The organism is Altererythrobacter sp. Root672, assembly GCF_001427865.1.
Classification (GTDB): Bacteria; Pseudomonadota; Alphaproteobacteria; order Sphingomonadales; family Sphingomonadaceae; genus Croceibacterium_A.
Map to the genome: position 1 here is coordinate 1,139,754 of NZ_LMHH01000001.1, position 21,189 is coordinate 1,160,942.

Annotated in this window: 22 protein-coding genes; 10 read left to right on the plus strand and 12 right to left on the minus strand. The window is 63.9% G+C overall.

What is annotated here, in order from left to right; translation table 11 throughout:
- Positions 1-3: 3 nt before the first annotated feature.
- The 3 genes from ASD76_RS05530 to ASD76_RS05540 all read right to left on the minus strand — a co-directional run bounded on the left by ASD76_RS05530 (position 4) and on the right by ASD76_RS05540 (position 3,556).
- Positions 4-645: an XrtA/PEP-CTERM system exopolysaccharide export protein gene (locus tag ASD76_RS05530; protein ID WP_055919607.1), complete on the minus strand. Its 642-nt coding sequence runs from the start codon at positions 643-645 to the stop codon at positions 4-6.
- Positions 646-818: 173 nt separating this feature from the next.
- Positions 819-2,045, minus strand: a complete 1,227-nt coding sequence (locus ASD76_RS05535) for a pyridoxal-dependent decarboxylase, exosortase A system-associated (protein ID WP_055919615.1) — start codon at positions 2,043-2,045, stop codon at positions 819-821.
- Entirely contained in the window at positions 2,042-3,556 is a 1,515-nt protein-coding gene (locus ASD76_RS05540; RefSeq protein WP_055919617.1) for an acyl-CoA ligase (AMP-forming), exosortase A system-associated, read from the minus strand. The genes ASD76_RS05535 and ASD76_RS05540 overlap by 4 nt, the downstream gene beginning before the upstream one ends.
- 21 nt (positions 3,557-3,577) lie before the next feature.
- Between ASD76_RS05540 and ASD76_RS05545 the strand changes: the two genes are divergently transcribed.
- The 4 genes from ASD76_RS05545 to ASD76_RS05560 are packed head-to-tail and all read left to right on the plus strand — an operon-like array spanning position 3,578 to position 6,326.
- Positions 3,578-4,564: a GNAT family N-acetyltransferase gene (locus ASD76_RS05545; RefSeq protein WP_055922977.1), complete on the plus strand. Its 987-nt coding sequence runs from the start codon at positions 3,578-3,580 to the stop codon at positions 4,562-4,564.
- Between the two features lie 26 nt (positions 4,565-4,590).
- The gene (locus ASD76_RS05550; RefSeq protein ID WP_200943046.1) at positions 4,591-4,881 is read left to right on the plus strand and encodes an acyl carrier protein; all 291 of its coding nucleotides are present in this window, start codon (positions 4,591-4,593) and stop codon (positions 4,879-4,881) included.
- Positions 4,882-4,890: 9 nt separating this feature from the next.
- Positions 4,891-5,556, plus strand: a complete 666-nt coding sequence (locus ASD76_RS05555; protein ID WP_055919620.1) for a hypothetical protein — start codon at positions 4,891-4,893, stop codon at positions 5,554-5,556.
- Positions 5,553-6,326: a hydrolase 1, exosortase A system-associated gene (locus ASD76_RS05560; protein WP_055919623.1), complete on the plus strand. Its 774-nt coding sequence runs from the start codon at positions 5,553-5,555 to the stop codon at positions 6,324-6,326. The genes ASD76_RS05555 and ASD76_RS05560 overlap by 4 nt, the downstream gene beginning before the upstream one ends.
- A gap of 136 nt (positions 6,327-6,462) precedes the next feature.
- Here ASD76_RS05560 and ASD76_RS05565 read toward each other — a convergent pair whose 3' ends face one another.
- From ASD76_RS05565 to ASD76_RS05595, 7 genes are all read right to left on the minus strand, one after another.
- Entirely contained in the window at positions 6,463-7,659 is a 1,197-nt protein-coding gene (locus ASD76_RS05565) for a class I SAM-dependent RNA methyltransferase (RefSeq protein WP_055919626.1), read from the minus strand.
- Entirely contained in the window at positions 7,656-9,044 is a 1,389-nt protein-coding gene (locus ASD76_RS05570; protein WP_055919629.1) for a bifunctional ADP-dependent NAD(P)H-hydrate dehydratase/NAD(P)H-hydrate epimerase, read from the minus strand. The genes ASD76_RS05565 and ASD76_RS05570 overlap by 4 nt, the downstream gene beginning before the upstream one ends.
- On the minus strand, positions 9,031-9,384 hold the full coding sequence (locus tag ASD76_RS05575; RefSeq protein ID WP_082553615.1) for a hypothetical protein: 354 nt from the start codon (positions 9,382-9,384) through the stop codon (positions 9,031-9,033). Before ASD76_RS05575 ends, ASD76_RS05570 begins: the two co-directional genes overlap by 14 nt.
- Entirely contained in the window at positions 9,384-11,243 is a 1,860-nt protein-coding gene (ilvD, locus tag ASD76_RS05580; RefSeq protein WP_055919632.1) for a dihydroxy-acid dehydratase, read from the minus strand. The genes ASD76_RS05575 and ilvD overlap by 1 nt, the downstream gene beginning before the upstream one ends.
- Positions 11,244-11,345: 102 nt before the next feature.
- A complete protein-coding gene (locus tag ASD76_RS05585) occupies positions 11,346-12,077 on the minus strand; it encodes an N-formylglutamate amidohydrolase (protein WP_055919635.1) in 732 nt (243 codons plus the stop codon).
- Entirely contained in the window at positions 12,074-12,886 is an 813-nt protein-coding gene (locus ASD76_RS05590; RefSeq protein WP_055919637.1) for a 4-(cytidine 5'-diphospho)-2-C-methyl-D-erythritol kinase, read from the minus strand. The genes ASD76_RS05585 and ASD76_RS05590 overlap by 4 nt, the downstream gene beginning before the upstream one ends.
- Before the next feature lie 9 nt (positions 12,887-12,895).
- Positions 12,896-14,551, minus strand: coding sequence for an electron transfer flavoprotein-ubiquinone oxidoreductase (locus ASD76_RS05595; RefSeq protein ID WP_055919640.1), 1,656 nt, complete (start codon positions 14,549-14,551; stop codon positions 12,896-12,898).
- Positions 14,552-14,633: 82 nt separating this feature from the next.
- Here ASD76_RS05595 and ASD76_RS05600 point away from each other — a divergent pair, with 82 nt between their 5' ends.
- The 4 genes from ASD76_RS05600 to ASD76_RS05615 all read left to right on the plus strand — a co-directional run bounded on the left by ASD76_RS05600 (position 14,634) and on the right by ASD76_RS05615 (position 18,111).
- Complete coding sequence (locus tag ASD76_RS05600; RefSeq protein ID WP_156457548.1) at positions 14,634-15,383, plus strand: hypothetical protein; 750 nt, start codon at positions 14,634-14,636, stop codon at positions 15,381-15,383.
- Positions 15,383-17,134, plus strand: coding sequence for a lytic transglycosylase domain-containing protein (locus ASD76_RS05605; protein WP_156457672.1), 1,752 nt, complete (start codon positions 15,383-15,385; stop codon positions 17,132-17,134). The genes ASD76_RS05600 and ASD76_RS05605 overlap by 1 nt, the downstream gene beginning before the upstream one ends.
- The gene (gene moaB / locus ASD76_RS05610; protein WP_055919649.1) at positions 17,134-17,661 is read left to right on the plus strand and encodes a molybdenum cofactor biosynthesis protein B; all 528 of its coding nucleotides are present in this window, start codon (positions 17,134-17,136) and stop codon (positions 17,659-17,661) included. Before ASD76_RS05605 ends, moaB begins: the two co-directional genes overlap by 1 nt.
- Before the next feature lie 99 nt (positions 17,662-17,760).
- A complete protein-coding gene (locus ASD76_RS05615; protein WP_156457549.1) occupies positions 17,761-18,111 on the plus strand; it encodes a hypothetical protein in 351 nt (116 codons plus the stop codon).
- Between the two features lie 12 nt (positions 18,112-18,123).
- Here the strand turns inward: ASD76_RS05615 and ASD76_RS05620 are convergent, their stop codons facing one another.
- Entirely contained in the window at positions 18,124-18,429 is a 306-nt protein-coding gene (locus tag ASD76_RS05620; protein WP_055919655.1) for a hypothetical protein, read from the minus strand.
- 93 nt (positions 18,430-18,522) lie between these two features.
- On the opposite strand from ASD76_RS05620, the gene ASD76_RS05625 reads away from it, so the two are divergent.
- Positions 18,523-19,608, plus strand: a complete 1,086-nt coding sequence (locus tag ASD76_RS05625; protein ID WP_055919658.1) for a PA0069 family radical SAM protein — start codon at positions 18,523-18,525, stop codon at positions 19,606-19,608.
- Between the two features lie 171 nt (positions 19,609-19,779).
- A complete protein-coding gene (locus ASD76_RS05630) occupies positions 19,780-20,865 on the plus strand; it encodes an OmpA family protein (protein WP_055919662.1) in 1,086 nt (361 codons plus the stop codon).
- A gap of 113 nt (positions 20,866-20,978) precedes the next feature.
- On the opposite strand, the gene ASD76_RS05635 is transcribed toward ASD76_RS05630, so the two are convergent.
- Positions 20,979-21,179: a hypothetical protein gene (locus ASD76_RS05635; RefSeq protein ID WP_055919663.1), complete on the minus strand. Its 201-nt coding sequence runs from the start codon at positions 21,177-21,179 to the stop codon at positions 20,979-20,981.
- Between the last annotated feature and the right edge of the window lie 10 nt (positions 21,180-21,189).

The following is a 21,189-nucleotide window of genomic DNA, read 5'->3' on the forward strand; positions in this document are numbered from 1 at the left end:
TGCTTAGAACATGCTTTCGGGGATGATGATCACGTCACCCGGCTTCAGCATGACGTTGGCCTTGCTGTCGCCCTGCTTGAGCAGGTCGCCGAGGCGCAGCTTGTATTCCTGCTGGTTGCCGCTGGCTCTGTCGAAGCGCACCAGCTTCGCCCGGTTGCCGGCGGCGAACTCGCTAAGCCCGCCGACCGCGATCATCGCGTCGAGCAAGGTCATGTTGGCGCGGTAAGGCAGCGAGGCCGGCTTTTCCGTGGCCCCGACAACCCGCACCTGCTGGCTGAACGTGCCGGCGAACTCGTTGACGATCACCGTCACCAGCGGTTCGGAAATGTACTGCGAGAGCTTTACGCGGATATCTTCGGCCAGCATGGTCGGGGTCTTGCCGACGGCGGTCATGTCCGCGACCAGCGGCGTGGTGATCCGCCCATCGGGCCGGACCTGGACTTTCGCGCCTAGCTCGTCGTTGCGCCAGACGTGGATCGTCAGCTGATCGAGCGGGCCAATGACGTATTCCTCACCCGGGCCTTCCTCCGCCGACACAAAGCTCGCGGGCGCCAATTGGGCGCCGCCACTGCTTGCGCAGCCGGTCAGGAAAAGCGTCGCACTCGCAGCTATGGCGAGGGACTGGCCAACGAATGACTTGCGCATGCCTTGCGTCCTTGCAGTGTTCGGGCGAACCGCCGGCTCACCGGAGTTCGGGGGGATAAGGCCCCGTCATCGCCGGAAAGCGTGAACATTGCGTTAGTCTTAAGCGCGGAAAGCCCGCGATTTCGCGGGTTACGACAGCGCCGTCCCGGATCGGGACAGCGGCGAGTGAAACTCTAAACGAGCCTCTCGCGCGCCGGCCCCTGGCCAAGGAAAGCAGACGGGCTGGCGCTGGCCCCGTAAGCTCCGGCACAGAAGATCGCGACGAGATCGCCCACCGCGGCGCGAGGAACGAAGGCCTGGTCGGCCAACCTGTCGAGCGGGGTGCAAAGGCAGCCCACGATGTTCGCTTCTTCCTCCGGCTCGGCGTCATATCGCGTGGCGATGGCGGCCGGATAGTTGCGGCGGACCACGGTGCCGAAATTGCCCGAGGCCGCCAGCTGGTGGTGCAATCCGCCGTCGGTAACGAGGAAGACTTGTCCGTGGCTCTCCTTGCGATCGACGATCCGCGCCAGATAAACCCCCGTCTCCCCCACGAGATAGCGACCCAGCTCGATGGCGAACTCCGTTCCCGAGAGTTCTGACGGAAGCGACGCGAACCGGTCAGCGAGGGCAGACCCTACGGTCTCGACGTCCAGCGCCTGGTCACCGTGGAAATAGGGGATGCCGAAGCCGCCGCCCATGTTGAGGTGTGAAAGCGGCGAACCAATCTCGGCGGTCAGTCGCGCGGCGAGATCGAGCACATTGGCCTGCGTTTCGATGATCGCCAATGCATCGAGCGCTTGGCTACCGGTAAAAATATGCAGCCCGCGCCACTCGGCCCCGGCACTGATCAGCGAGCGAGCGAGCGCCGCAACGCGATCCTGGTCGATGCCGAAGGGCTTTGCGCCGCCTCCCATCTTCATTCCCGAGCCGCGCAACTCAAAGCTCGGATTTACCCGGATCGCGAGGCGAGGCCTGATGTCGAGCCGGTCCCCGATCGCCAAGGCCCGCTGCGCTTCGCCTTCTGATTCCAGGTTGAGAGTGACGCCGTGGCGGATTGCCAGTTCCAGCTCTTCGTAGCGCTTGCCCGGACCAGCAAAGCTGATGAGCGTTGGATCCTGTCCGGCTTCGAGCGCCATAGTGAGCTCTCCGGCAGAGGCTATGTCGAAGCCATCCACCAAAGTTCTCATGAGTTCGAGGATGGGGTGGTAAGAATTTGCTTTTATGGCGTAATGAATGCGCAACTGATCGGGCATCGTTTGCCGGAGCAGTTCCACCCGCCGGCGAATGAGGTCCTGCGAGTAGAGGAACAGCGGGGTGCCCCCGGCCTCCTCGACCCAGGCGCTCGCAGTGCGGCCACCAATAGCGAGTTCGCCATCGATCGCCTCGAAACCGGCGGGGATGGGGCCGAGCGGCTTCACGCGGTCAATTCCGCCTGCAGTGCGGCCCGATCAATCTTGCCGTTGGGATTGAGCGGCATGGTCTCGACCCAGTGAATGGCCTGCGGTTGCATGAAATTGGGTAGATCGCGCCGGAGCGCCCCGCGCAAGCCTTCCCCGTCTCCCGTCCCCCGGACCACGAGGTGGACGGCTTGCCCCAACCGTTCATCGGGAACGCCAATAGCCGCGGCCTCGGACACGAGACCGCTGGCCAGCGCGGCTTCCTCGATTTCCTGCGGACTGATGCGGTTGCCGGCACTCTTGATCATCGCGTCGCGACGCCCGACGAAATAGAGCAGACCCTCCCGATCACGCGTCACGCGGTCACCGGACCATACCGCCGTGCCGCCATAGCGCGACGCCGCCGGGGCCGGCTTGAACCGTTCGGCCGTGCGTTGGGGATCGTTCCAGTAGCCGTGGGCCACCAGGGGGCCGCAATGGACCAGCTCGCCCTCCTCGCCTGACGTCGTGACGTCACCATTTTCGCCTATGACGAGTATCTCGGCGAACGGAATCGCCTGGCCCATCGAGGTCGGATGGATGTCGACGAGCGAGGGGTCGAGATAGGTCGAGCGGAAGGCTTCGGTCAGTCCGTACATCGGGAATAGCTTGGCATTCGGAAACTTGCCCCGAAGCGCTCGCACCAGGTCGGCGGTCAGTGCGCCGCCGCTGTTGGTCAACCGCCGCATTGGCGTCACCGCGTCGATGGGCCAATCCTGTTCGACAAGTTGAACCCAGAGCGGCGGTACGGCAGCCAGCGTCGTGACGCCGTGACGCGCGCAGGCCTTGATGACGTCACGCGGGGTGAGATAATCGAGCGGGACCACGCAGCCGCCGGCATGCCAGGTCGAGAGAAGCTGGTTCTGACCGTAGTCGAAGCTCAAGGGCAGGACCGCCAGGGTCACGTCGTCCGCCGCCAGCCCGAGATAGTCCGCCACGCTCACCGCGCCGAGCCACATGTTGGCGTGGCTGAGCATCACGCCCTTGGGCCGGCCTGTCGAGCCGCTGGTGTAAAGCAGTGCGGCAAGCGTCTCAGGATCCCATGCCGACGGGGGGAGCGAGGCCTCGACCTGATCGACTCCGGCGAGGACGGCATCCTCCGCGATGGCTTCGCATGTATCTGCCAGGTCGCCGTCTTCTAGCGTCGCAAGCCGAGCGGAAGTCGCGAGCAGCAGCCTCGCGCCACTATCGCCGACGATGTGAGCAACCTGGGCCCGCTTGAGCAGCGGATTGATCGGTACATGCACCAACCCTGCCCTCGCCGCGGCGAGCGGCATCAGGCAAGTCAGTTCGCTTTTGGCGGCCCAGGTGGCGACCCTTGCGCCCTTGTCCGGCACCCTATCGGCCAGCCAGGCGGCCAGGCGGCCGACACGGGTTCTTAAGTCCTTCCAGCTAAGCACCGCTCCACGCAAGACCAGAGCCGGTGCATCATCCCGTCCGAATTCGGCGAGATGATCGAGTGGCCGGGGCTTTGGATCGGGCGCGGAATTCATGGTTTCCTGGAGTGCGGAAGTGTGACGGCGGTCAGCTATCACGACACGGTTAACGATCTGCAAGGCTTAGGTTTAACGAGCCGCAATCCGTTTACCCGTCCGGAATGGTTCGCCCTGCTCGAAAGCGCCGGGGCCAAACCGGTGATCGCGCTCGCCCGCGATGGACGGGGCGTGGTGGCTCTGCCCCTTGCCCGTAACTCGCATGGGCTCGAGAGCTTCAGCAACTGGTACGCCTTCACATGGTCCGATCTTGCGACCGACGAGGGATCACGCGAGCCGTTGCTCGAACGGGCCGCCAGCGAGCTTTCTCGCAAGGCAACCTGCGTCACTCTCTCGAAGTTGCCGGACGAGGACGGCACAGCCACACGCCTGGAGAGCGCGTTCCGCAATGCCGGCTGGTTTGTGCATCGCGAGCGCTGCGACTGGAACCACTTTCTGCGCGTGGATGGCCGCGCCTTTGCTGAATTCCTTGCGGGCCGACCGGGCGCACTGCGAACGACGCTGAAGCGCAAGGCGAAGAAGGTCGAAATCGAACTTCTGACGGATTTTCATGATGATGCCTGGGCTTCCTATGAGGCGATCTACGCTCAAAGCTGGAAGCCCGAAGAGGGCGACCGCGCCCTCCTCCGCAACTTCGCCAAAGCCGAGGGCGAGGCAGGCCGCTTGAGACTGGGGCTGGCCTCGCACGAAGGCGAAGTCGTCGCCGCGCAAATGTGGACCGTCGATCACGGCACCGCCTACATCCACAAGCTGGCCCACCTCGAAAGCGCCAAGCCGCTGTCGGCGGGCACGACGCTCACGGCCGCCTTGTTCGAGCAAGTGATCGACCGCGACCATGTCGAATGCGTCGATTTCGGCACCGGAAACGATCCCTACAAGCGCGATTGGATGGAGGAGGTGCGCCCGCGATATCGCCTCACTTGCTGGCGCGCTGGCAATCCCCGCAACTGGCCCGCAATCGGCAAGTCGCTGCTGCGCCAGCTTGTTTCGCAGCCAAGCCCTCTGTAGGGGGCCGCGCAAGAAGGGGCATTTGGATGTCGAGCGAGCCGGTTTCCATGGGCGAGTTTTCCGCGACCGACCTGATCCTGCGCGGGGTTCTGCGCGACGTGCTGGGGCTTAGCTCCGCCCGCGTCGACGCCTTTACCGCCGAGACCGGCCTGTTCGGCCATCTGCCCGAGCTCGATTCGATGGCAGTGGCGGGCCTGCTGACCGAGATCGAGGATCGGCTTCACATCATCATCGAAGACGACGAGGTCGATGGCGAAATGCTCGAGACCTATGGGGCGCTGCTCGGCTTCGTCGAGACCAAGCGCCGCGACGGCTGACCTTTCCCAGTGATCGCCGCCTGGCCCAGCTCCACCGGCGGAGACGAATACGCGCTGACGATCGGCAGCGGCGGCGGTACTCGGGTCCTGATCCTGCCCGCGCTGTTCGACGAAGCAAACAAGCTGCGCCACTTCACGGTCGAGGTTATGCGCCGGCTTGAGCAGTCGGGCATAGCCTCGGTTCTCCCCGACCTTCCCGGCTGCAACGAGAGCCTCAGTGCGATCGAGGCCCAATCGATCGAGACCTGGCGCGAAGCGTCGACCGCAGCGGCCTCGTTTTTCGGCGCTACCCATGTCCTGACACTTCGCGGCGGTGCTCTCGTGGCGCCCTTCAGCCTCCCGGTTCTCCGCTACGCCCCCGCCACCGGGTCATCGATCCTGCGAGCCATGATGCGGGCGCGGATGATCGCCAGCAAGGAAGCGGGGATCGAGGAAGACCGCGAGACCCTGCTCGAACGCGGCCGCCGAGAGGGACTCGAACTGGCAGGCTATCGCCTTGGCGCGCAGATGATCGGAGAACTTGAGACCGCTGAACCCTCTGGCGGCGCCGCGCTCGCCAATTTTGCTCAGGGCGACCTCAGCGGCGCGGGCCTGTGGCTCCGGGCTGAGCCCGATCATGATCCGGCCCAGGCCGAGGCGCTGGCGGCGCTCGTCGTTTCGGAGCTTACCAAGTGAGCCGACGGCATCTCGCCTTCGGGTGCGAAGGGGACACGCTCGTCGGCACGCTCGACGATGCCGAGGGAACAGCGGGCCTGCTGCTGGTAAGCGGCGGCAACGAGATCCGCTCCGGCGCCTTTGCGGGTCAAGCCCAGCTGGCAGCGCGTCTGGCCAAAGCAGGCTTCCCTGTGTTCCGCTACGATCGCCGTGGCATCGGCGACAGTAGCGGCGAAAACCGAGAGTTTCGTGAGAGCGGCGCCGACCTTGCCTGTGCGGTCGAGGCGTTCAGGGCCGAGCGGCCCGGCCTGTCGCGCGTGGTCGGTTTCGGCAATTGCGATGCGGCGAGCACGCTGATGCTCAATTCCGGCGTGGGATGTGACGCCCTGGTGCTCGCCAACCCTTGGACCATCGAGCAAGACGACGGCGCCCCGCCGGCGGAGGCCATTCGGGCGCGCTATGCCCAGAAGCTGCGCGACCCGAAGGAAGTCCTCCGCCTTGTCACCGGCGGTGTGTCGCTGCGCAAGCTCGCCTCCGGCCTCAAGCGCGCCGCGACCGCTCCTGCAGCGCCATCGGGGCTTGCCCAGCAGATGAAAGTCGGGCTCGAGGCGTTTGCCGGACCGGTGCGGATCCTCATCGCAGAGCGCGACCGCACGGCGCAGGCCTTCCTCGCCGAATGGGACCGGCACGATCCGCGCCTGTCGACGTGCAAGGGCGCCAGCCATGCCTTCGTCGAGCCCGATGCCAGGGAATGGCTATTCGCGCAGCTTGTCACCGCGTTGAAGAAATAGGATAAAAACCATTTTCCTACAAAGGATTGGATATGCATGATGGTCTCCCATGCACAACTCTCTCCCCCACCTCGCCCGCCTTCTGTCGCGCTGGAAGGCCGCAGCTTTTCAACGATTACGATCGATCGTTCGAGCGCTATCGTACGAACAGACTCACCAGTTCGACATGTGTCGACCAGCGGAACTGGCCCACCGGTCTCAAGTCAGCGAGCCGATAGCCAGCATCGGCAAGGACCCTGCCATCTCGTGCCCAGCTAGAGGGATTGCAGCTGACATAGACGATCCGTGGCACCGAGCTCGCTGCCAGCTGAACCACCTGCTCCCGCGCGCCCGCCCTGGGCGGATCGAGCAAGACCCCGTCGAACCCAGCAAGTTCTTCCGAGCGCAGCGGGTTGCGGAACAAGTCACGATGCAGGGCCTCGACCGGCAAGCCAGCGCGCCCAGCGGCCGCGCGGCAAGCAACCAGCGCCTCACGCGAAGCCTCGGCTGCGGTCACACGGGCCGAACCGGCAAGCGCAAAGGTGAAGGTGCCGAGGCCGGCAAAGAGATCGGCCACCTTGCTGCAATCGGCCAGCCCTTCACGCGCCGCTTCCACCAGCGCCCGTTCGCCATCAGCCGTCGCCTGCAGGAAGGCGCCGGCCGGCATGGTAACCTCCGCACCGCCGAAGGAGACAGTCACTGGCACCGGCTCCCAAAAAGTCTCCGCCCCATAGCCCTGGTCCAGCGTCAGGCGGGCAAGGCCTTGGTCGCGACAGAAGTCGAGCATGGCCTCGGTCTGGGCCAGGCCCTCGAGCGAAAGGCCCTTGATCGCGCAATCGACGCCCTGACTTGCAAGCGTCAGCGAGATTTCCACCGCGTACTTGTCACGCCGCGGCGTCAGCATGTCGCGCAGAGGGGCGATCAGGGCGAACAGGTCGGGATGCAGGACATGGCACTCGCGCATGTCGACCACCCGGTGAGAGCCACCCTCGTTGAAACCGATCAGCGGCTTTCCCCCGCCGTTGATCGCGCGAAGCGTCGCACGACGCCTAGTCCTCGTCGGCGAGAGGTGGACGGGTGCGACTTGTTCAGGGATCAGCCCCTGCCCTTCGGCCGCATTCAGCACACGGTCGCGAACGAACTCGGCCAGTACTTCCTCGTCGAGCTGCTGCAGCTGACACCCCCCGCACCGGCCAAAGTGGCGGCACGGCGGCTCGGCGTGATGCGGTCCGAATTCGAGCGTGCCATCGGGCAGCACACGGTCTCCTGGCGCGCTCAAGGCGACGTGGCGGCCCGACGCGGTGACGCCATCGCCTTTGGCGGCGACGCGAACGATCTCTTCTGATGTACTCACAACGCGGCCGCGTAGGCTTCCGAAACGTATCGCGCCAGCCCGGAGGCGGTGAAAGCCGGCCCAGCGAGCCGTGCAGCTTCGCCGTGAAGCCAGACGGCCTCACAGGCGGCGGTGAAAGCATCGGCCCCGGTGGCAAGCCGGCTGGCGGCTATTCCCGAGAGCACGTCCCCGCTCCCGGCGACCGAGAGCCAACTCGTGGCCGGCGGCGCGATAGTAAGCTTCCCACCCGGCGCGGCGATGAGTGTATCGGGCCCCTTTGCGACAACGACCGCTTGGGCGGCCTCAGCAAGCTGCAAGGCTCGCTCCGTCCGACTGCCCGCCTCTATCCCGAAAGCCTCGCCAAGCCGCGTCATTTCGCCCTCGTGCGGCGTCAGGACCAGGGCGGCAGAGCGGCCTTCGCAGTGCCGTGGACGAAGCAGGGTCAGCGCGTCGGCATCAAGCACGGTTGGGCGGTCTGCGGCGAGGACTTCGCCGAGCTTCACCCGCGCCGTTTCGTCAAGCCCGAGGCCTGGACCGGCGAGCACCGCCGAGGTCCGGTCATCCGAGAGGAGTTCGACAAGCGGTCCGCGTTTCAAGACCAGGTCAGGCGTGGCCGAAGGGTGCAGGCCTTGCGCAGCGAGACGGATGCAGCCAGCCCCGGCCCGCAATGCTCCCTCGCTCGCCAATTGTGTGGCGCCTGGCATGGCTCCGCCAACGACGAGCACCAGGCCACGAGTGTATTTGTGCGCATCAATGGCCGGGACGGAGATGTGCGGTCGGCCGAGGAGTGTTGCGGCGCCTTCGACGGGCTCAACGCCGATCGAAACCAGGCGTCGGTGGCCCATTGCCGCCATGCCCGGCATCAGCCAATGCGCGAACTTCCAGGCACCCAGAGCGACGGTAACGTCGTTGACCGGCAGACCGTCGTTCAAGGGAAGACCTGTGTCGCTGTCGATACCGCTCGGCATGTCCACCGCCACGAGAGCGGAATGACGCACCGCCTCTCGCGACAGGAGCGCGGCGAGCTCAGGCGATAGCGGCCGAGTTAGCCCGCTGCCGAATAGGCAATCGACCAGGACCCCTCCGTTGCCGGCGAGGTCGATCGTTCCACGATAGGTTTCGCGCGCAGCCTTGGCCGCCTCCGTCGCTGGTTCGAGCGGCGCCACGACCACCACAGCCGCCCCACGACTGGAAAGTTCTCTCGCAATTACATAGCCATCGCCGCCATTGTTCCCAGATCCACACAGGACTGTGACCGAACGCCCATGAGCGATCCGCCAAACCCAATCGGCAACGCCCTTGCCGGCGCGCTCCATCAAGGAAGTGACGGTCTCGCCGCCGTCGATCAGCGCTTGTTCGGCCGCGCGCATCTGCGCGACGGTGAGGACCTGGTCACTGTGCGTCATGGCTCATGGCCTTGGCCGGAATGCGATAGCGATCGAGGCCCACGGTGACTTCGATCCCGTCCTCGCGCGGCGTGACCGACGCGAGCTGCGCTCCGTCAGCGGACGACACGGTCCGTCCATCGCTGACAACGGTGAAACGACGGAAGCCACCTTGCGGATGGAGCACTGTAAGCACCAGGCCCTCTGCGCCCACGCTGCTTTCAATTGCGCAGGTCCGCTCAAAGGCACCAGCCCCGGCAAGGGCACATTCGACGAGGTTTTCCGGATCCGGCGGCGGAGCGCCGTTTCCCTGGGAGCAGGCCGTGAGCAGGAATAATGCCGCGCTCACGGCCTTCCGCATCAGCGGCGGCCCTGGATTTGTGTCACGTCGCGCACCGCACCGCGCGCAGCGCTGGTCGTCATCGCGGCGTAGGCCTGGAGTGCAGGCGAAACCTGGCGTGGACGGGCCTTGGCGGGTTGCCAGGCAGCGTCGCCCTTGGCTTCCATCGCGGCCCGGCGTTCGGCGAGCACCTCATCCGACACGGCCAGGTTGACGGTGCGGTTGGGGATGTCGATCTCGATCAGATCGCCCTCCTCGACCAGGCCGATCGTGCCGCCTTCGGCCGCCTCGGGAGAGACGTGGCCGATCGAAAGCCCCGAAGTGCCGCCCGAGAAACGCCCGTCGGTAATCAGCGCGCAGGCCGCGCCCAGGCCCTTCGATTTGAGGTAGCTGGTCGGGTAGAGCATCTCTTGCATGCCCGGCCCCCCGCGCGGTCCTTCGTAGCGGATCACCACCACGTCGCCCGCCACGACATGTCCGGCAAGGACACCCGCCACGGCGGCGTCCTGGCTTTCGTAGACCTTTGCCGGGCCAGTGAACTTGAGAATCGCATCGTCGACACCCGCCGTTTTCACGATGCATCCGTCGAGCGCGATATTGCCCGAGAGCACGGCGAGGCCGCCGTCCCGGCTGAAAGCGTGCTCGACCGAGCGGATCACACCGTTCTCCCGGTCGAGATCGAGAGCTTCCCAGCGGCGCGACTGGCTGAACGCGGTCTGCGTCGGCACCCCGCCGGGAGCGGCGGCGTAGAACTCATGAACCTTGTTGTTGCGCGTGCGGCCCACGTCCCAGTCTTCGAGGGCATCACCCAGCGTCGGGCTGTGCACCGTCGGCAACGCGGTATTGAGCAGTCCGCCCTTCTCCATTTCGCCGAGGATCGACATGATCCCGCCGGCCCGATGGACGTCTTCCATGTGTACGTCGGACTTGGCCGGTGCGACCTTGCACAACACCGGCACCTGCCGCGACAGGCGATCGATGTCGGTCATCGTGAAGTCGACACCCGCCTCATGAGCGGCGGCGAGCAGGTGAAGCACTGTGTTGGTCGAACCGCCCATGGCGATGTCGAGCGACATCGCGTTCTCGAAGGCCGAGAAACTGGCAATCGAGCGCGGCAGGACGCTGGTATCGTCCTCTTCGTAGTAGCGGCGGGCCAGCGTCACCACGAGCCGGCCGGCGCGCTCGAACAGCTGCTTGCGGTCAGAGTGCGTCGCCAGCTGCGAACCATTGCCCGGCAGCGAGAGGCCGAGCGCCTCTGTGAGGCAGTTCATCGAGTTTGCGGTGAACATACCCGAGCACGAACCGCACGTCGGACAAGCCGAGCGCTCGATCGCGGTCACTTCCTCGTCGGTCATGTGTTCGTCGGCTGCAGCGACCATGGCGTCGACGAGGTCGAGCGCAACTTCCTTGCCGCGCAACACCACCTTGCCGGCTTCCATCGGGCCGCCCGAGACGAACACCGCCGGAACGTTCAAACGGAGCGCCGCCATCAACATGCCAGGCGTAATCTTGTCGCAGTTGGAGATGCACACCATCGCGTCGGCGCAATGCGCGTTGACCATGTACTCGACGCTGTCGGCGATAAGGTCGCGGCTGGGCAGCGAATAGAGCATGCCGTCGTGCCCCATCGCAATGCCATCATCGACCGCGATGGTGTTGAATTCCTTGGCCACGCCGCCGGCTGCCTCGATCTCCCGAGCGACGAGCTGACCGAGGTCCTTCAGGTGCACGTGACCCGGCACGAACTGGGTAAAGCTGTTGACCACCGCGATGATCGGTTTGCCGAAGTCATCGTCCTTCATGCCCGTAGCGCGCCACAGGCCACGGGCGCCGGCCATATTGCGGCCATGGGTCGAAGTACGGGAACGATAGGCAGGCATTGGCTAGACTTTCCGGAACGTACGCAAACAGATGTGCGGGCGCATTATATCAGATAGCGAAGCAGTCGAAGAACAAATCGGCAATTGGCGGGCAAAGCCCGGCTATTGCGTGAGTTCCAACCGCACTGTCGAGGCGATGCGGCCAAGTCGCTCGGCCCAGAGCGCTTGACCGGTCGCGTCTGTGATCTGATCCTGGCGCACTTCGATGCCGACGTAAGGAACGCCGTTCGCCTCAGCGTGGATGTTCATCGTCGCGTTGAGCAGCTTGCCCGAATAGGGCTGTTGGTCGCCGACAACGAGTCCGTCATCCTCGAGCAGCGGGATCGCCAGGCGCGAGGCTCGGTCGTCCTCGTTGTAGAGGACACCGACCTGCCACGGGCGCATTTCTTCCGGGCGGGTCGTGAGTTGCGGCGTGAAGCTGTGCAGCGAGACGATCAAACTCGGCGGTGCATGCCTGATCAGCTGGGCCAATGCCGTGTGATAGGGACGATGGAAGCGCGCCAGTCTCTCTTCGCGCCCAGCGACGTCGAACAGGTTGCCGGGAATGTCGTGTCCGTCGCTGGCGTGGGGAACAACCGCCGGCGCCTCTTCCTCCCGGTTGAAGTCGCACACCAGTCGACTGACATTGCCAAGAAAGGCCGCGAACTGCGGCATTGCGGCCAAGCGCTCCGCCACCTTCGCCACACCGATATCGATAGCCACATGCTGATCCAGCAGCGCGCGGTCGATTCCCAGATCGATATCGTCCGGCACCCGGTTTGATGCGTGATCGGACACTACGAGAATGCCGCAAGTGACTGGGGTTCCCAGGATACGGAAGGCTTCCTCAGTCACCTCAGACGTCCTCTCAATTGCCACCAGTCGGGACGGCGCAAAGCCAGCGTTTCCGCGGCATTGAGCATGACGTCATGACTGCTGTAGAGGGCAAAACAAGTCGCGCCCGAACCGCTCATGCGGACCAGATCGGCCGGCCCCCCGCGCAATTCGCCAAGCACCTCGGCGACCGGCGGACAAAGCGCGATGGCAGGCTCTACGAGGTCGTTCCGCCCTTCACGCGCGATCTTTGATGCCGGACCAGTGGTCAGTGGACCGCGATCGACACCTTCCCAGTTCGCAAAGACCGGTCCAGTGGACAACGGCAGGCGGGGATTGACCAGGAGAACAGCCGTGCCCGCCAGGTCATTCTCGACCGGCTCGAGTTCGGTCCCCGTCCCGCGACCAATACAGGCTTCGCTCTCAACGCAAGCAGGCACATCCGCACCCAGCTTTGCAGCGCGCGAGTGCCAGTCGTCAGGCAAGCCAAAGGCATCCCGCACGAGGCGGAAAATCGCCCCGGCGTCTGCCGAACCGCCGCCGAGCCCCGCTGCAACCGGCAGGTTCTTCTCCAGAAGCACGGAGAGGCCGTCTGGGCGGGGAAGAAGCGAAAGCGCCTTGGCGACAATATTATTCAACGGATCAGTGAGTTGTCCCGAGAACTCACCAACGACCCTAAGCTCATCCTGAGGAGCGGACCGCGCATTGATCCGGTCACCCGCGTCCACGAACGCGAACAGCGTTTCGAGCTCGTGATAGCCGTCCTCCCGCCGCCGCCGGACATGGAGAGCGAGGTTGATCTTGGCGTAGGCTGTTTCGGAAAGCTGCAACCTGCCCGCTCACATATTCGGATAGTTGGGCCCGCCGCCGCCTTCGGGCGTGACCCATTCGATGTTCTGCGGCGGATCCTTGATATCGCAGGTTTTGCAGTGGACGCAGTTCTGAGCGTTGATGACCAGGCGCGGTTCACCCTCCTCGACACCGACGTATTCGTACACTCCGGCGGGACAATACCGGGTCTCGGGACCAGCGTAGATCGGCCAGTCCACGCGCTCCGGTATCGTCGGATCCTTGAGCAGGAGGTGGCAGGGCTGGTCTTCCTCGTGGTTGGTGCCCGACAGGAACACCGAGGACAGCCTGTCGAACGAGATCTTCCCGTCCGGCTTGGGATAGGCGATCGGCCGATAGAGATCGGCACGCCCGGTTGCCTCGGCATCGGTGTGATGACTGAGCGAGAACGGCAGGCGGATTTTCAGCGTCCGCAGCCACATGTCGGCACCAGCGAGCAATGTCCCCAGCACATCTCCAAAGCTGGAGACCAGCGGCTGGGCATTCTGCACTTGCTTGAGTTCGTCAGCGATCCAGCTCGACCGGACGGCGCTGTCGTATTCGGCCAGTTCATCCTTCTCGCGATCGGTCGCGATCGCGGCGGCAATGGCTTCGGCGGCGAGCATGCCGCTCTTCATTGCGGTGTGGCTGCCCTTGATCCTCGGCACGTTGACGAAACCGGCCGAGCAGCCAATCAACGCCCCCCCCGGGAACGCCAGCTTCGGCACCGACTGCCATCCGCCCTCGTTGATCGCGCGAGCACCATAGGAAACGCGTCGCCCGCCTTCGATCACCTCACGAATGGCCGAGTGCTGCTTCCAGCGCTGAAACTCCTCGAACGGGCTGATGTACGGATTGGCGTAATCGAGCGCGGTCACGAAGCCGAGCGCCACCTGGCCATTGGCCTGATGGTACAGGAAACCGCCGCCCCAGGTGTCGTTCTCCGACAGCGGCCAGCCTTGGGTGTGAATGACTCGACCCGGCTCATGCCGGTCCGCAGGTATCTCCCACAACTCCTTGATACCCAAGCCGTAGACCTGCGGCTCACTTTCAGCGTCCAGCGCAAAATGAGCCTTAAGCCGCTTGGTCAGATGTCCCCGCGCACCCTCGGCCAGCAGGGTGTACTTGGCGTGGAGCTCCATGCCCGGCTGATAGTCAGGCTTGTGCGAGCCATTCGCAGCGACGCCCATGTCCTGCGTTGCCAGGCCCATGACCGAGCCGTTCTCGTCAAACAGCACTTCGGAGGCGGGGAACCCGGGAAACACCTGCACGCCCAGCGCTTCCGCCTGCTCCGCCAACCAGCGGCACAAGTTACCGAGCGAGCCCGTAAAGCAGCCGTCGTTCGACATGAGCGGCGGCAACAGGAAGTGCGGCATGCCCCACTTGCCGTTCCTGGTGAGGAACCAGTGGTGGTTCTCGGTGACGGGTACTTCGGCCAGCGCGCAGTTTTCGCGCCAATCGGGCAACAACTCGTCGAGAGCCCGCGGGTCGATCACAGCACCGCTGAGAATGTGCGCCCCGACCTCGGAACCCTTCTCGAGCACGACGACCTCTAGGTCTTCGTTGAGCTGCTTCAGACGGATCGCCGCGGCGAGTCCGGCAGGCCCGGCCCCGGCGATGACGACATCGACCGGCATGGCCTCGCGTTCTGGGTGTTGATCGCTCATCGGTGGCTGTCAGTTTGGGGGGTTAGCATGGGTTCGGGACTTGATCGTCGCATGCCAGCAGGTCAAGACCCGAGCGCACCACATGAACAACCGCCCCGCCCCCTCGCTCGCAGATAGCATCGCCGCTGCCCAGGCATGGTGGCGTGACGCGGGCGTCGACCTGGTCTTTCAGGACGAGCCCATTTCCTGGCTGGCCGAAGAAGTTGCCGCGAGTCCCGCGCCCGCAGCCAAAGTTCGTGTGGAAACGCCGCCGGAGCCGGAAACTCCGCCAATGGGTGGCGAGCGAACGGCTTGGCCGGCAGATCTCGCCGGCTTCAAGCAATGGTGGCTGGAAGAGCCGAGCTTTCGCCAGACCGGCCCTCACCCGCGCGTTCCGCCGCGCGGTGACCACTCCGCCCCAGTTATGCTTATCGTGCCGATGCCCGAAGCAGGCGACAGCGACAGTCTGCTTGGAGGCCCCCAGGGCAAGCTCCTGGCCTCTTTCGTGAAGGCAATGGGGCTTGCTCCGGAACAGGTCTATTTGGCGTCAGCCCTGCCGCAACATATCGAGATGCCCGATTGGGATCGCCTGTCTTCCCAGGGACTTGGCGCCATAATCAAGCACCACGTCGAACTGGCGAATCCTGCCCGACTGATCGTTTTCGGGACCGGCATTCTACCGCTTGTGGGGCACGATCCAGCGCAAGGCACTCCCGCAATTGGCGAATTCACGATTCAAAGCGGCACGCTGCCGCTTTTGGCGAGCTACGCGCCCGGGCGATTGCTTGATCACCCCTTGTTGCGTGCCTCACTCTGGCGGCGGTGGCTTGAATGGACGGACGGGGACGCATGATGAGGAAACTGATGCTCGCCCTGGGCGCGGTCGCCGCGGTTTATTCCGTGCCGGCTCTTGCTCAGCCGACGCGGGAGTATTTTTCGAGCCGGTCCTCGCGCAGCGAGGCGCCGCGGCAACTCGACCAGGCTACGCGCGACTATTACACGCAAGTGTTCGCGGCGATCGACCGGCAAGACTGGGCCGGCGCCGAAACCCTGCTGTCGCAGCGCGACGGTATTCTTCACCCGGTTGCCCGAGCCGAAATCTACCTCGCCGCCAACTCGCCAAAGGTCGATTTGCCTCGGATCGAGACCTGGTTCGCCGCTGGACGCGACTTGCCGCAGGCGGATCGCCTGGCTCGTCTCGCCTACACGCGCGGCGCGACGGCCATGCCCGAGCTGCCCTATGAGCAACGTTTCTATGCGACTAGCGGAGCGACCAAGCGCACGCGACCACGCTCGATTGAAGACGGCACCATGCCGGCCGACATTCGCACTGCCATCCAGGAACGGATCACCAACGACGACCCTGACGGGGCCCGCATCCTGCTCGACGGTATCGATGCACAGCTCAGCCCCGAAGCGAAGGCCGAATGGCGCCAGAAGGTCGCCTGGAGCTACTACATCGAGAACATGGATGCTCAGGCCTTCGCTCAGGCCGCAACTGTCGGCGCCGGTGCCGGCTCGTGGGTGGCCGAGGGCGACTTTACCATGGGCCTCGCGGCCTGGCGGCTTGGTGACTGCGAACAGGCGGGCCAAGCCTTCGAGCGCGCGGCCTATGGCGCAGGCAACACCGAACTCCGCTCTGCCGCCTATTACTGGGCAGGGCGCGCGGCTCTGCGCTGCCGTCAGCCTGACCGCAGTTCGGAATTCTTGCGCCTCTCCGCCGGTGCCGACGAGACGCTTTATGGGATGCTGGCGATCGAGCAGCTGGGTACGGCTCTTCCCGACCGCCAGGCGAAGGCCGACTTCTCCTACGAAGACTGGCACCGCATCGGCGGTATCAGCAACGTCCGCGTCGCTATCGCGCTGGCTGAAATCGGTCGAGACAAGCTGTGCAGCCAGGTTCTGCTGCATCAGGCTCAGATCGGTGATCCCGGCGATTATGGCGCGCTTTCGCGCCTGGCCCGCGACCTGAGCCTGCCCTCTACGCAGCTCTACATGGCCAACAATGCCCCGAACGGCGCGCAGGCCCATCCGGCCTCGCAGTATCCCTCGCCGAAATGGGCGCCGATGACAGGCTGGCGCGTCGATCCGGCACTGGCCTACGCCCATACCTTGCAGGAATCGAACTTCCGCTCTGAAGCAGTGAGCCCGGCCAAGGCCCAAGGGTTGATGCAGATCACGCCCATCACCGTGCGCCAACACGCACCGGGATTGGGAATGAGCGCCAGCCAGGTCGACATCTTCAACCCGAGCGTAAACTTGGCGTTCGGTCAGCAGAACCTCGAAATGCTGCGCGACAGTCCGGCGACTGGCGGCGCGCTTCCAAAGATCATCGCAGCTTACAATGCCGGCCTGACCCCGGTGACGCGCTGGAACTACGAGGTACGGGACCAGGGCGATCCGCTGCTCTACATGGAATCGATTCCCTATTGGGAAACGCGCAGCTACGTCTCCATCGTGATGAAGAACTACTGGATGTACGAACGGCAGGCCGAGGCCTTGTCAGGTAGCCGCATCGCCTTGGCGCAGAACGCCTGGCCGGCCTTTCCCGGAAACAATGAGACCGGTGGCGGGCGCGTTTACCTTTCGGCTGGGGCCAACTGATGGCGATCGATTTAGAGCGCCAATTCAAGCCCATAAACATCGCCCTTCTCACCGTTTCGGATACACGCGGCCCGGATGAGGATACCTCGGGCGATATCCTCGCCGAGCGTATCCTGGCCGCCGGACACAAGCTCGCATCGCGGGCTATCGAGAAGGATGACGCCGACGCGATCGCTCGGCGGTTCAACAACTGGATCGACGATCCGCAGATCGATGCCATCGTCTCGACCGGCGGCACCGGTCTCACCGGCCGCGATGTGACGCCCGAGGCGATCGACCGGATCAAGGAAAAGGACATCGAGGGGTTTGGGGAGCTGTTCCGCTGGATCAGCTACAAGTCCATCGGCACCAGCACGGTCCAGTCGCGCGCCTGTGCTGCGGTCGCTCGGGGCACTTACATCTTCGCCCTCCCCGGCTCGAACGGCGCGGTTAAGGACGGGTGGGACGGCATCCTGGCCGAGCAACTCGACAGCCGTAACCGTCCCTGCAATTTCGTCGAACTGATGCCTCGCCTGCGCGAAAAATAACGTCATCTTTTCGGATTTCAGCGAAACCTCACCCTCTCCTCATGACGTTCATGCCGGGCTGAACGCATTCTTCGCCATCTTCGATCGAGGAGGTGGACGATGCAGAACCAATCAAACGGTGAGAAGTCCGAGACGGGGCCTTCTAGCATGCGCTCGGTAAGTGCCTGGGTGCCCCTACTGATGTCAGGGGCGGCAACCTGTCTGCTGGTCACCTATCTCGCGACCGGCCCGCATGAACCCTACATGGTCGTTGAGAATGGCGTCGCGCGTCCTGACGAGAGCACCACCGCGCGCCTGTGGCAATTGCTCATGTTGCTGCAACTGCCGTTGATCGGGTGGTTCGGTGTCCGCTGGTTTCAGCGCGATCCAAAAGGAACGGTGACAATGATTGCCATACAAGCGCTGGCCATCGTTGCGGCCGCGATGCCGGTGTTTTTACTCGAAATGTGACGGACCGCGGGCTCAACCCAAGCGGTACGGAGTGGGATCCCCGATCTCTGCAATGAGCTCCAATCGAGCCTTGGCGAAACATCGCGCGTATCTTTCCGAAACGTCTTGCCGATCGCAACCGGACCTCTCGGCGGCAATGTCGACCAGCGCATCCTGCTCAAGTGCTGCCGTATCGCGAACAAGCTCGTTCTCCTCAACGCCGAGCTCCCGGGCGAGCAAGCGCGTCGCCCTGACACGCTGGCGGAAGTCGAAGTCCATCAGGCGAGCGGACTCGAACTCCTCTTTCTTCAGCATGGCGCGGCGAAGATCCCAAACCATCGTGCCAGTATGACGCGTGACTTCGAGAACTCAACCGCAGGACCTTGCAATCTTTGATTGCCGCCACCAGCTGTTCCCTGTATGTTCCACGCCATGAAATCCCGCCTGGATCCTGCCATTCTCGGCCGTGGTGCCCAATCCGGCGCGATCCCCGATCGTTTCGGCCTGGCCCAGAGGGAACAGGACGGCGACTGGCGCGACTACATGGAAACGCTCGATGGTCCGCCGGTCAAGCTCCGCACAACGGTCACGGAAGAGCACCCAAAAACGATCCTCACCTTCAACCAGTCGCCCGACATCGGCTTCGACCGTTCGATCAACGCCTATCGCGGATGCGAGCACGGCTGCGTCTACTGCTTTGCCCGGCCGACGCATGCCTTCCACGACCTGTCGCCCGGCCTCGACTTCGAAACCCGGCTATTTGCCAAACCGAATGCCGCAGCATTGCTTCGCGAGACGCTGGCCCGACCTCGCTACCGCCCGAAACCCATCGCGATGGGGACCAACACCGACCCCTATCAGCCGATCGAGGGGCGCTTCCGGATCACTCGCTCGTTGCTGGAACTATGCCTGGAGACCCGCCATCCGGTCACGATCACAACCAAGTCCGATCGGGTCCTCAAGGACTTAGACCTCCTGAAAGACCTGGCACACCTTCAACTCGTAGCCGTGGCGATCTCGGTCACCACCCTCGATGCCAAGCTTTCGGCGCTCCTTGAGCCGAGGGCACCCGCCCCCGCCAAGCGACTTGCGGCCCTAAAGACCTTGGTCGAGGCCAATGTCCCGGCTCACTGCTCGATCGCTCCAATAATACCGGCGATCACCGACGAGTTCATGGAGGACATCGTATCCCGCATCGGCGCCATAGGTCTGCGTTCGGTCGGATGGATCCCGCTACGCCTCCCCTACGAGGTCGCACCGCTGTTTCGCGAGTGGCTCTCGGTCCATTTCCCTGACCGGGGCGACAAAGTCATGGCAATCGTTCGCTCGATGCGAGGAGGCCGCGACAACGATCCAGGCTTTTTCTCGAGAATGAAGCCTAGCGGCGTGTGGGCAGACCTATTCCGCGCCCGTTTTCGGATCGCGAAAAAGCGGGCGGGCATCGAAAGCGAAAGGTTCCAACTCGATATCGGGAAATTTGTCCCCCCCTCTTTGCGCGGACAGTTGCGACTTCTCTAGCAAAACTGCGGTAACGCGCCGGAAGTGCAGCTTTTTCACAACAATAAGGCAATAAACGGAGTTCTAGGCACACCTTATCACCATAATGGGCTTGCCAGGGTCGCACTGCTTGTATCAAGAATTGAAATAGGGATCCGTCCGCACACGGCCCGACGAAGGGGAATAAAAAACATGCGCAATATAGCACTCGCGCTCGCGACAGCGTCGACGATCATCGCATCGCCGGCTCTCGCGAGAGACGACTTTAGCTACGGCGGTATCGGTATCGGCGTAGTCTTTCCAAACGAGATTGACTACGAAGTCGTCGGCACCGACGACGTCGTTACTGCGGATCCCGGCAATGGCTGGAATCTGGAATTCGAAGGCGTAATCGGTCACGACTTCGGCCTACTGCGGGTCGAAACCGAAGCCGCCTACAAGAAGTTCGACATTGAGACGATCACCGCACCGCTTCCCGTCGGCACTTTCGACGTAACGGAAGGCAATGTCACCGTGATGAGCGCAATGCTCAACACGCTCATCGACATTGGTGGCAATGACGGTGTCGGCTTCTCGTTCGGCCCCGGCCTCGGCATCGCCGGCGTCGACGCTGAAATCAATCAAGTGATCAACGCGGAAGACATTGGCTTTGCCTGGCAGGGTGTCGCTGAACTGCGCGTCCCGGTCAGCAGCTCGATCGATCTCGGCCTGAAGTACAAGTTCTTCAACGTCGAAGGCATCAAGCAGAACGCGGGTGAGTTTGCCGACGTTCCGGTGAAGAGCAGCCTGAGCAGCCACTCGCTGCTGGCGACGCTCAAATTCAACTGGGGTGGTCCGCCGCCGCCGCCGCCGCCGGCTCCGCCGCCGCCGCCTCCTCCGCCGCCTCCCCCGCCGCCGCCTCCGCCGCCTCCGCCGCCGGTCGCGCGCTGCAACCAGGGTCCGTTCATCGTGTTCTTCGATTGGGACAAGTATGACATCACGCCCGAGGCTGCGACGATCCTGAACAACGCGATCACGGCCTACAGCAACTGCGGTACGGCAGCGATCATGCTCGCAGGTCACACTGACCGTTCGGGTACCGAAGAGTACAACATGGCTCTGTCGGCACGCCGCAACACCAGCGTGCAGACCTACCTGACCGGCCGCGGCATCCCCGCAGCTCGGATCTCGAGCCAGGCGTTTGGTGAAACCATGCCTCGCGTGCCGACTGCTGACGGTGTGCGCGAACTGCAGAACCGCCGCGTGGAAATCACCTACGGTCCGGGTTCGGGTCGGTAATAACCAACCACGGCAAAGAAATTGGCCCGGGAAGCACTGCTTCCCGGGCCTTTTCTTTTCAACCTGAGCAAGTGCTCAGCTGACCCTTTCGGAGCCAGCTAGCTAGCGCTCCATCAATCCATCAGCAGGAATATGCCGAACGAAAGCCCTGCCCCGATCAGGAAAATGGGCCACGACCAGAAGAACTGGAAGTCTGCCACCATGACCTGGTGAACGTTGAGCAATCCGCCGGTGGCGCCGCTCGAACCGATGAACAGTGACACGATCGCCGCCAGGAAGGCGCCCAGCACGGTGGCTTTCAGCAACGCGAACACAGACTTCTCC

What these genes read in the sequence shown, in the direction of transcription:
- ASD76_RS05530 (WP_055919607.1), bottom strand. Translation starts at nt 645, where the DNA reads ATGCGCAAGTCATTCGTTGGCCAGTCCCTCGCCATAGCTGCGAGTGCG.
- ASD76_RS05540 (WP_055919617.1), bottom strand. Translation starts at nt 3,556, where the DNA reads ATGAATTCCGCGCCCGATCCAAAGCCCCGGCCACTCGATCATCTCGCC.
- ASD76_RS05550 (WP_200943046.1), top strand. Translation starts at nt 4,591, where the DNA reads ATGTCGAGCGAGCCGGTTTCCATGGGCGAGTTTTCCGCGACCGACCTG.
- ASD76_RS05570 (WP_055919629.1), bottom strand. Translation starts at nt 9,044, where the DNA reads ATGACGCACAGTGACCAGGTCCTCACCGTCGCGCAGATGCGCGCGGCC.
- ASD76_RS05575 (WP_082553615.1), bottom strand. Translation starts at nt 9,384, where the DNA reads ATGCGGAAGGCCGTGAGCGCGGCATTATTCCTGCTCACGGCCTGCTCC.
- ilvD (WP_055919632.1), bottom strand. Translation starts at nt 11,243, where the DNA reads ATGCCTGCCTATCGTTCCCGTACTTCGACCCATGGCCGCAATATGGCC.
- ASD76_RS05595 (WP_055919640.1), bottom strand. Translation starts at nt 14,551, where the DNA reads ATGAGCGATCAACACCCAGAACGCGAGGCCATGCCGGTCGATGTCGTC.
- ASD76_RS05600 (WP_156457548.1), top strand. Translation starts at nt 14,634, where the DNA reads ATGAACAACCGCCCCGCCCCCTCGCTCGCAGATAGCATCGCCGCTGCC.
- ASD76_RS05605 (WP_156457672.1), top strand. Translation starts at nt 15,383, where the DNA reads ATGAGGAAACTGATGCTCGCCCTGGGCGCGGTCGCCGCGGTTTATTCC.
- moaB (WP_055919649.1), top strand. Translation starts at nt 17,134, where the DNA reads ATGGCGATCGATTTAGAGCGCCAATTCAAGCCCATAAACATCGCCCTT.
- ASD76_RS05615 (WP_156457549.1), top strand. Translation starts at nt 17,761, where the DNA reads ATGCAGAACCAATCAAACGGTGAGAAGTCCGAGACGGGGCCTTCTAGC.
- ASD76_RS05620 (WP_055919655.1), bottom strand. Translation starts at nt 18,429, where the DNA reads ATGGTTTGGGATCTTCGCCGCGCCATGCTGAAGAAAGAGGAGTTCGAG.
- ASD76_RS05625 (WP_055919658.1), top strand. Translation starts at nt 18,523, where the DNA reads ATGAAATCCCGCCTGGATCCTGCCATTCTCGGCCGTGGTGCCCAATCC.
- ASD76_RS05630 (WP_055919662.1), top strand. Translation starts at nt 19,780, where the DNA reads ATGCGCAATATAGCACTCGCGCTCGCGACAGCGTCGACGATCATCGCA.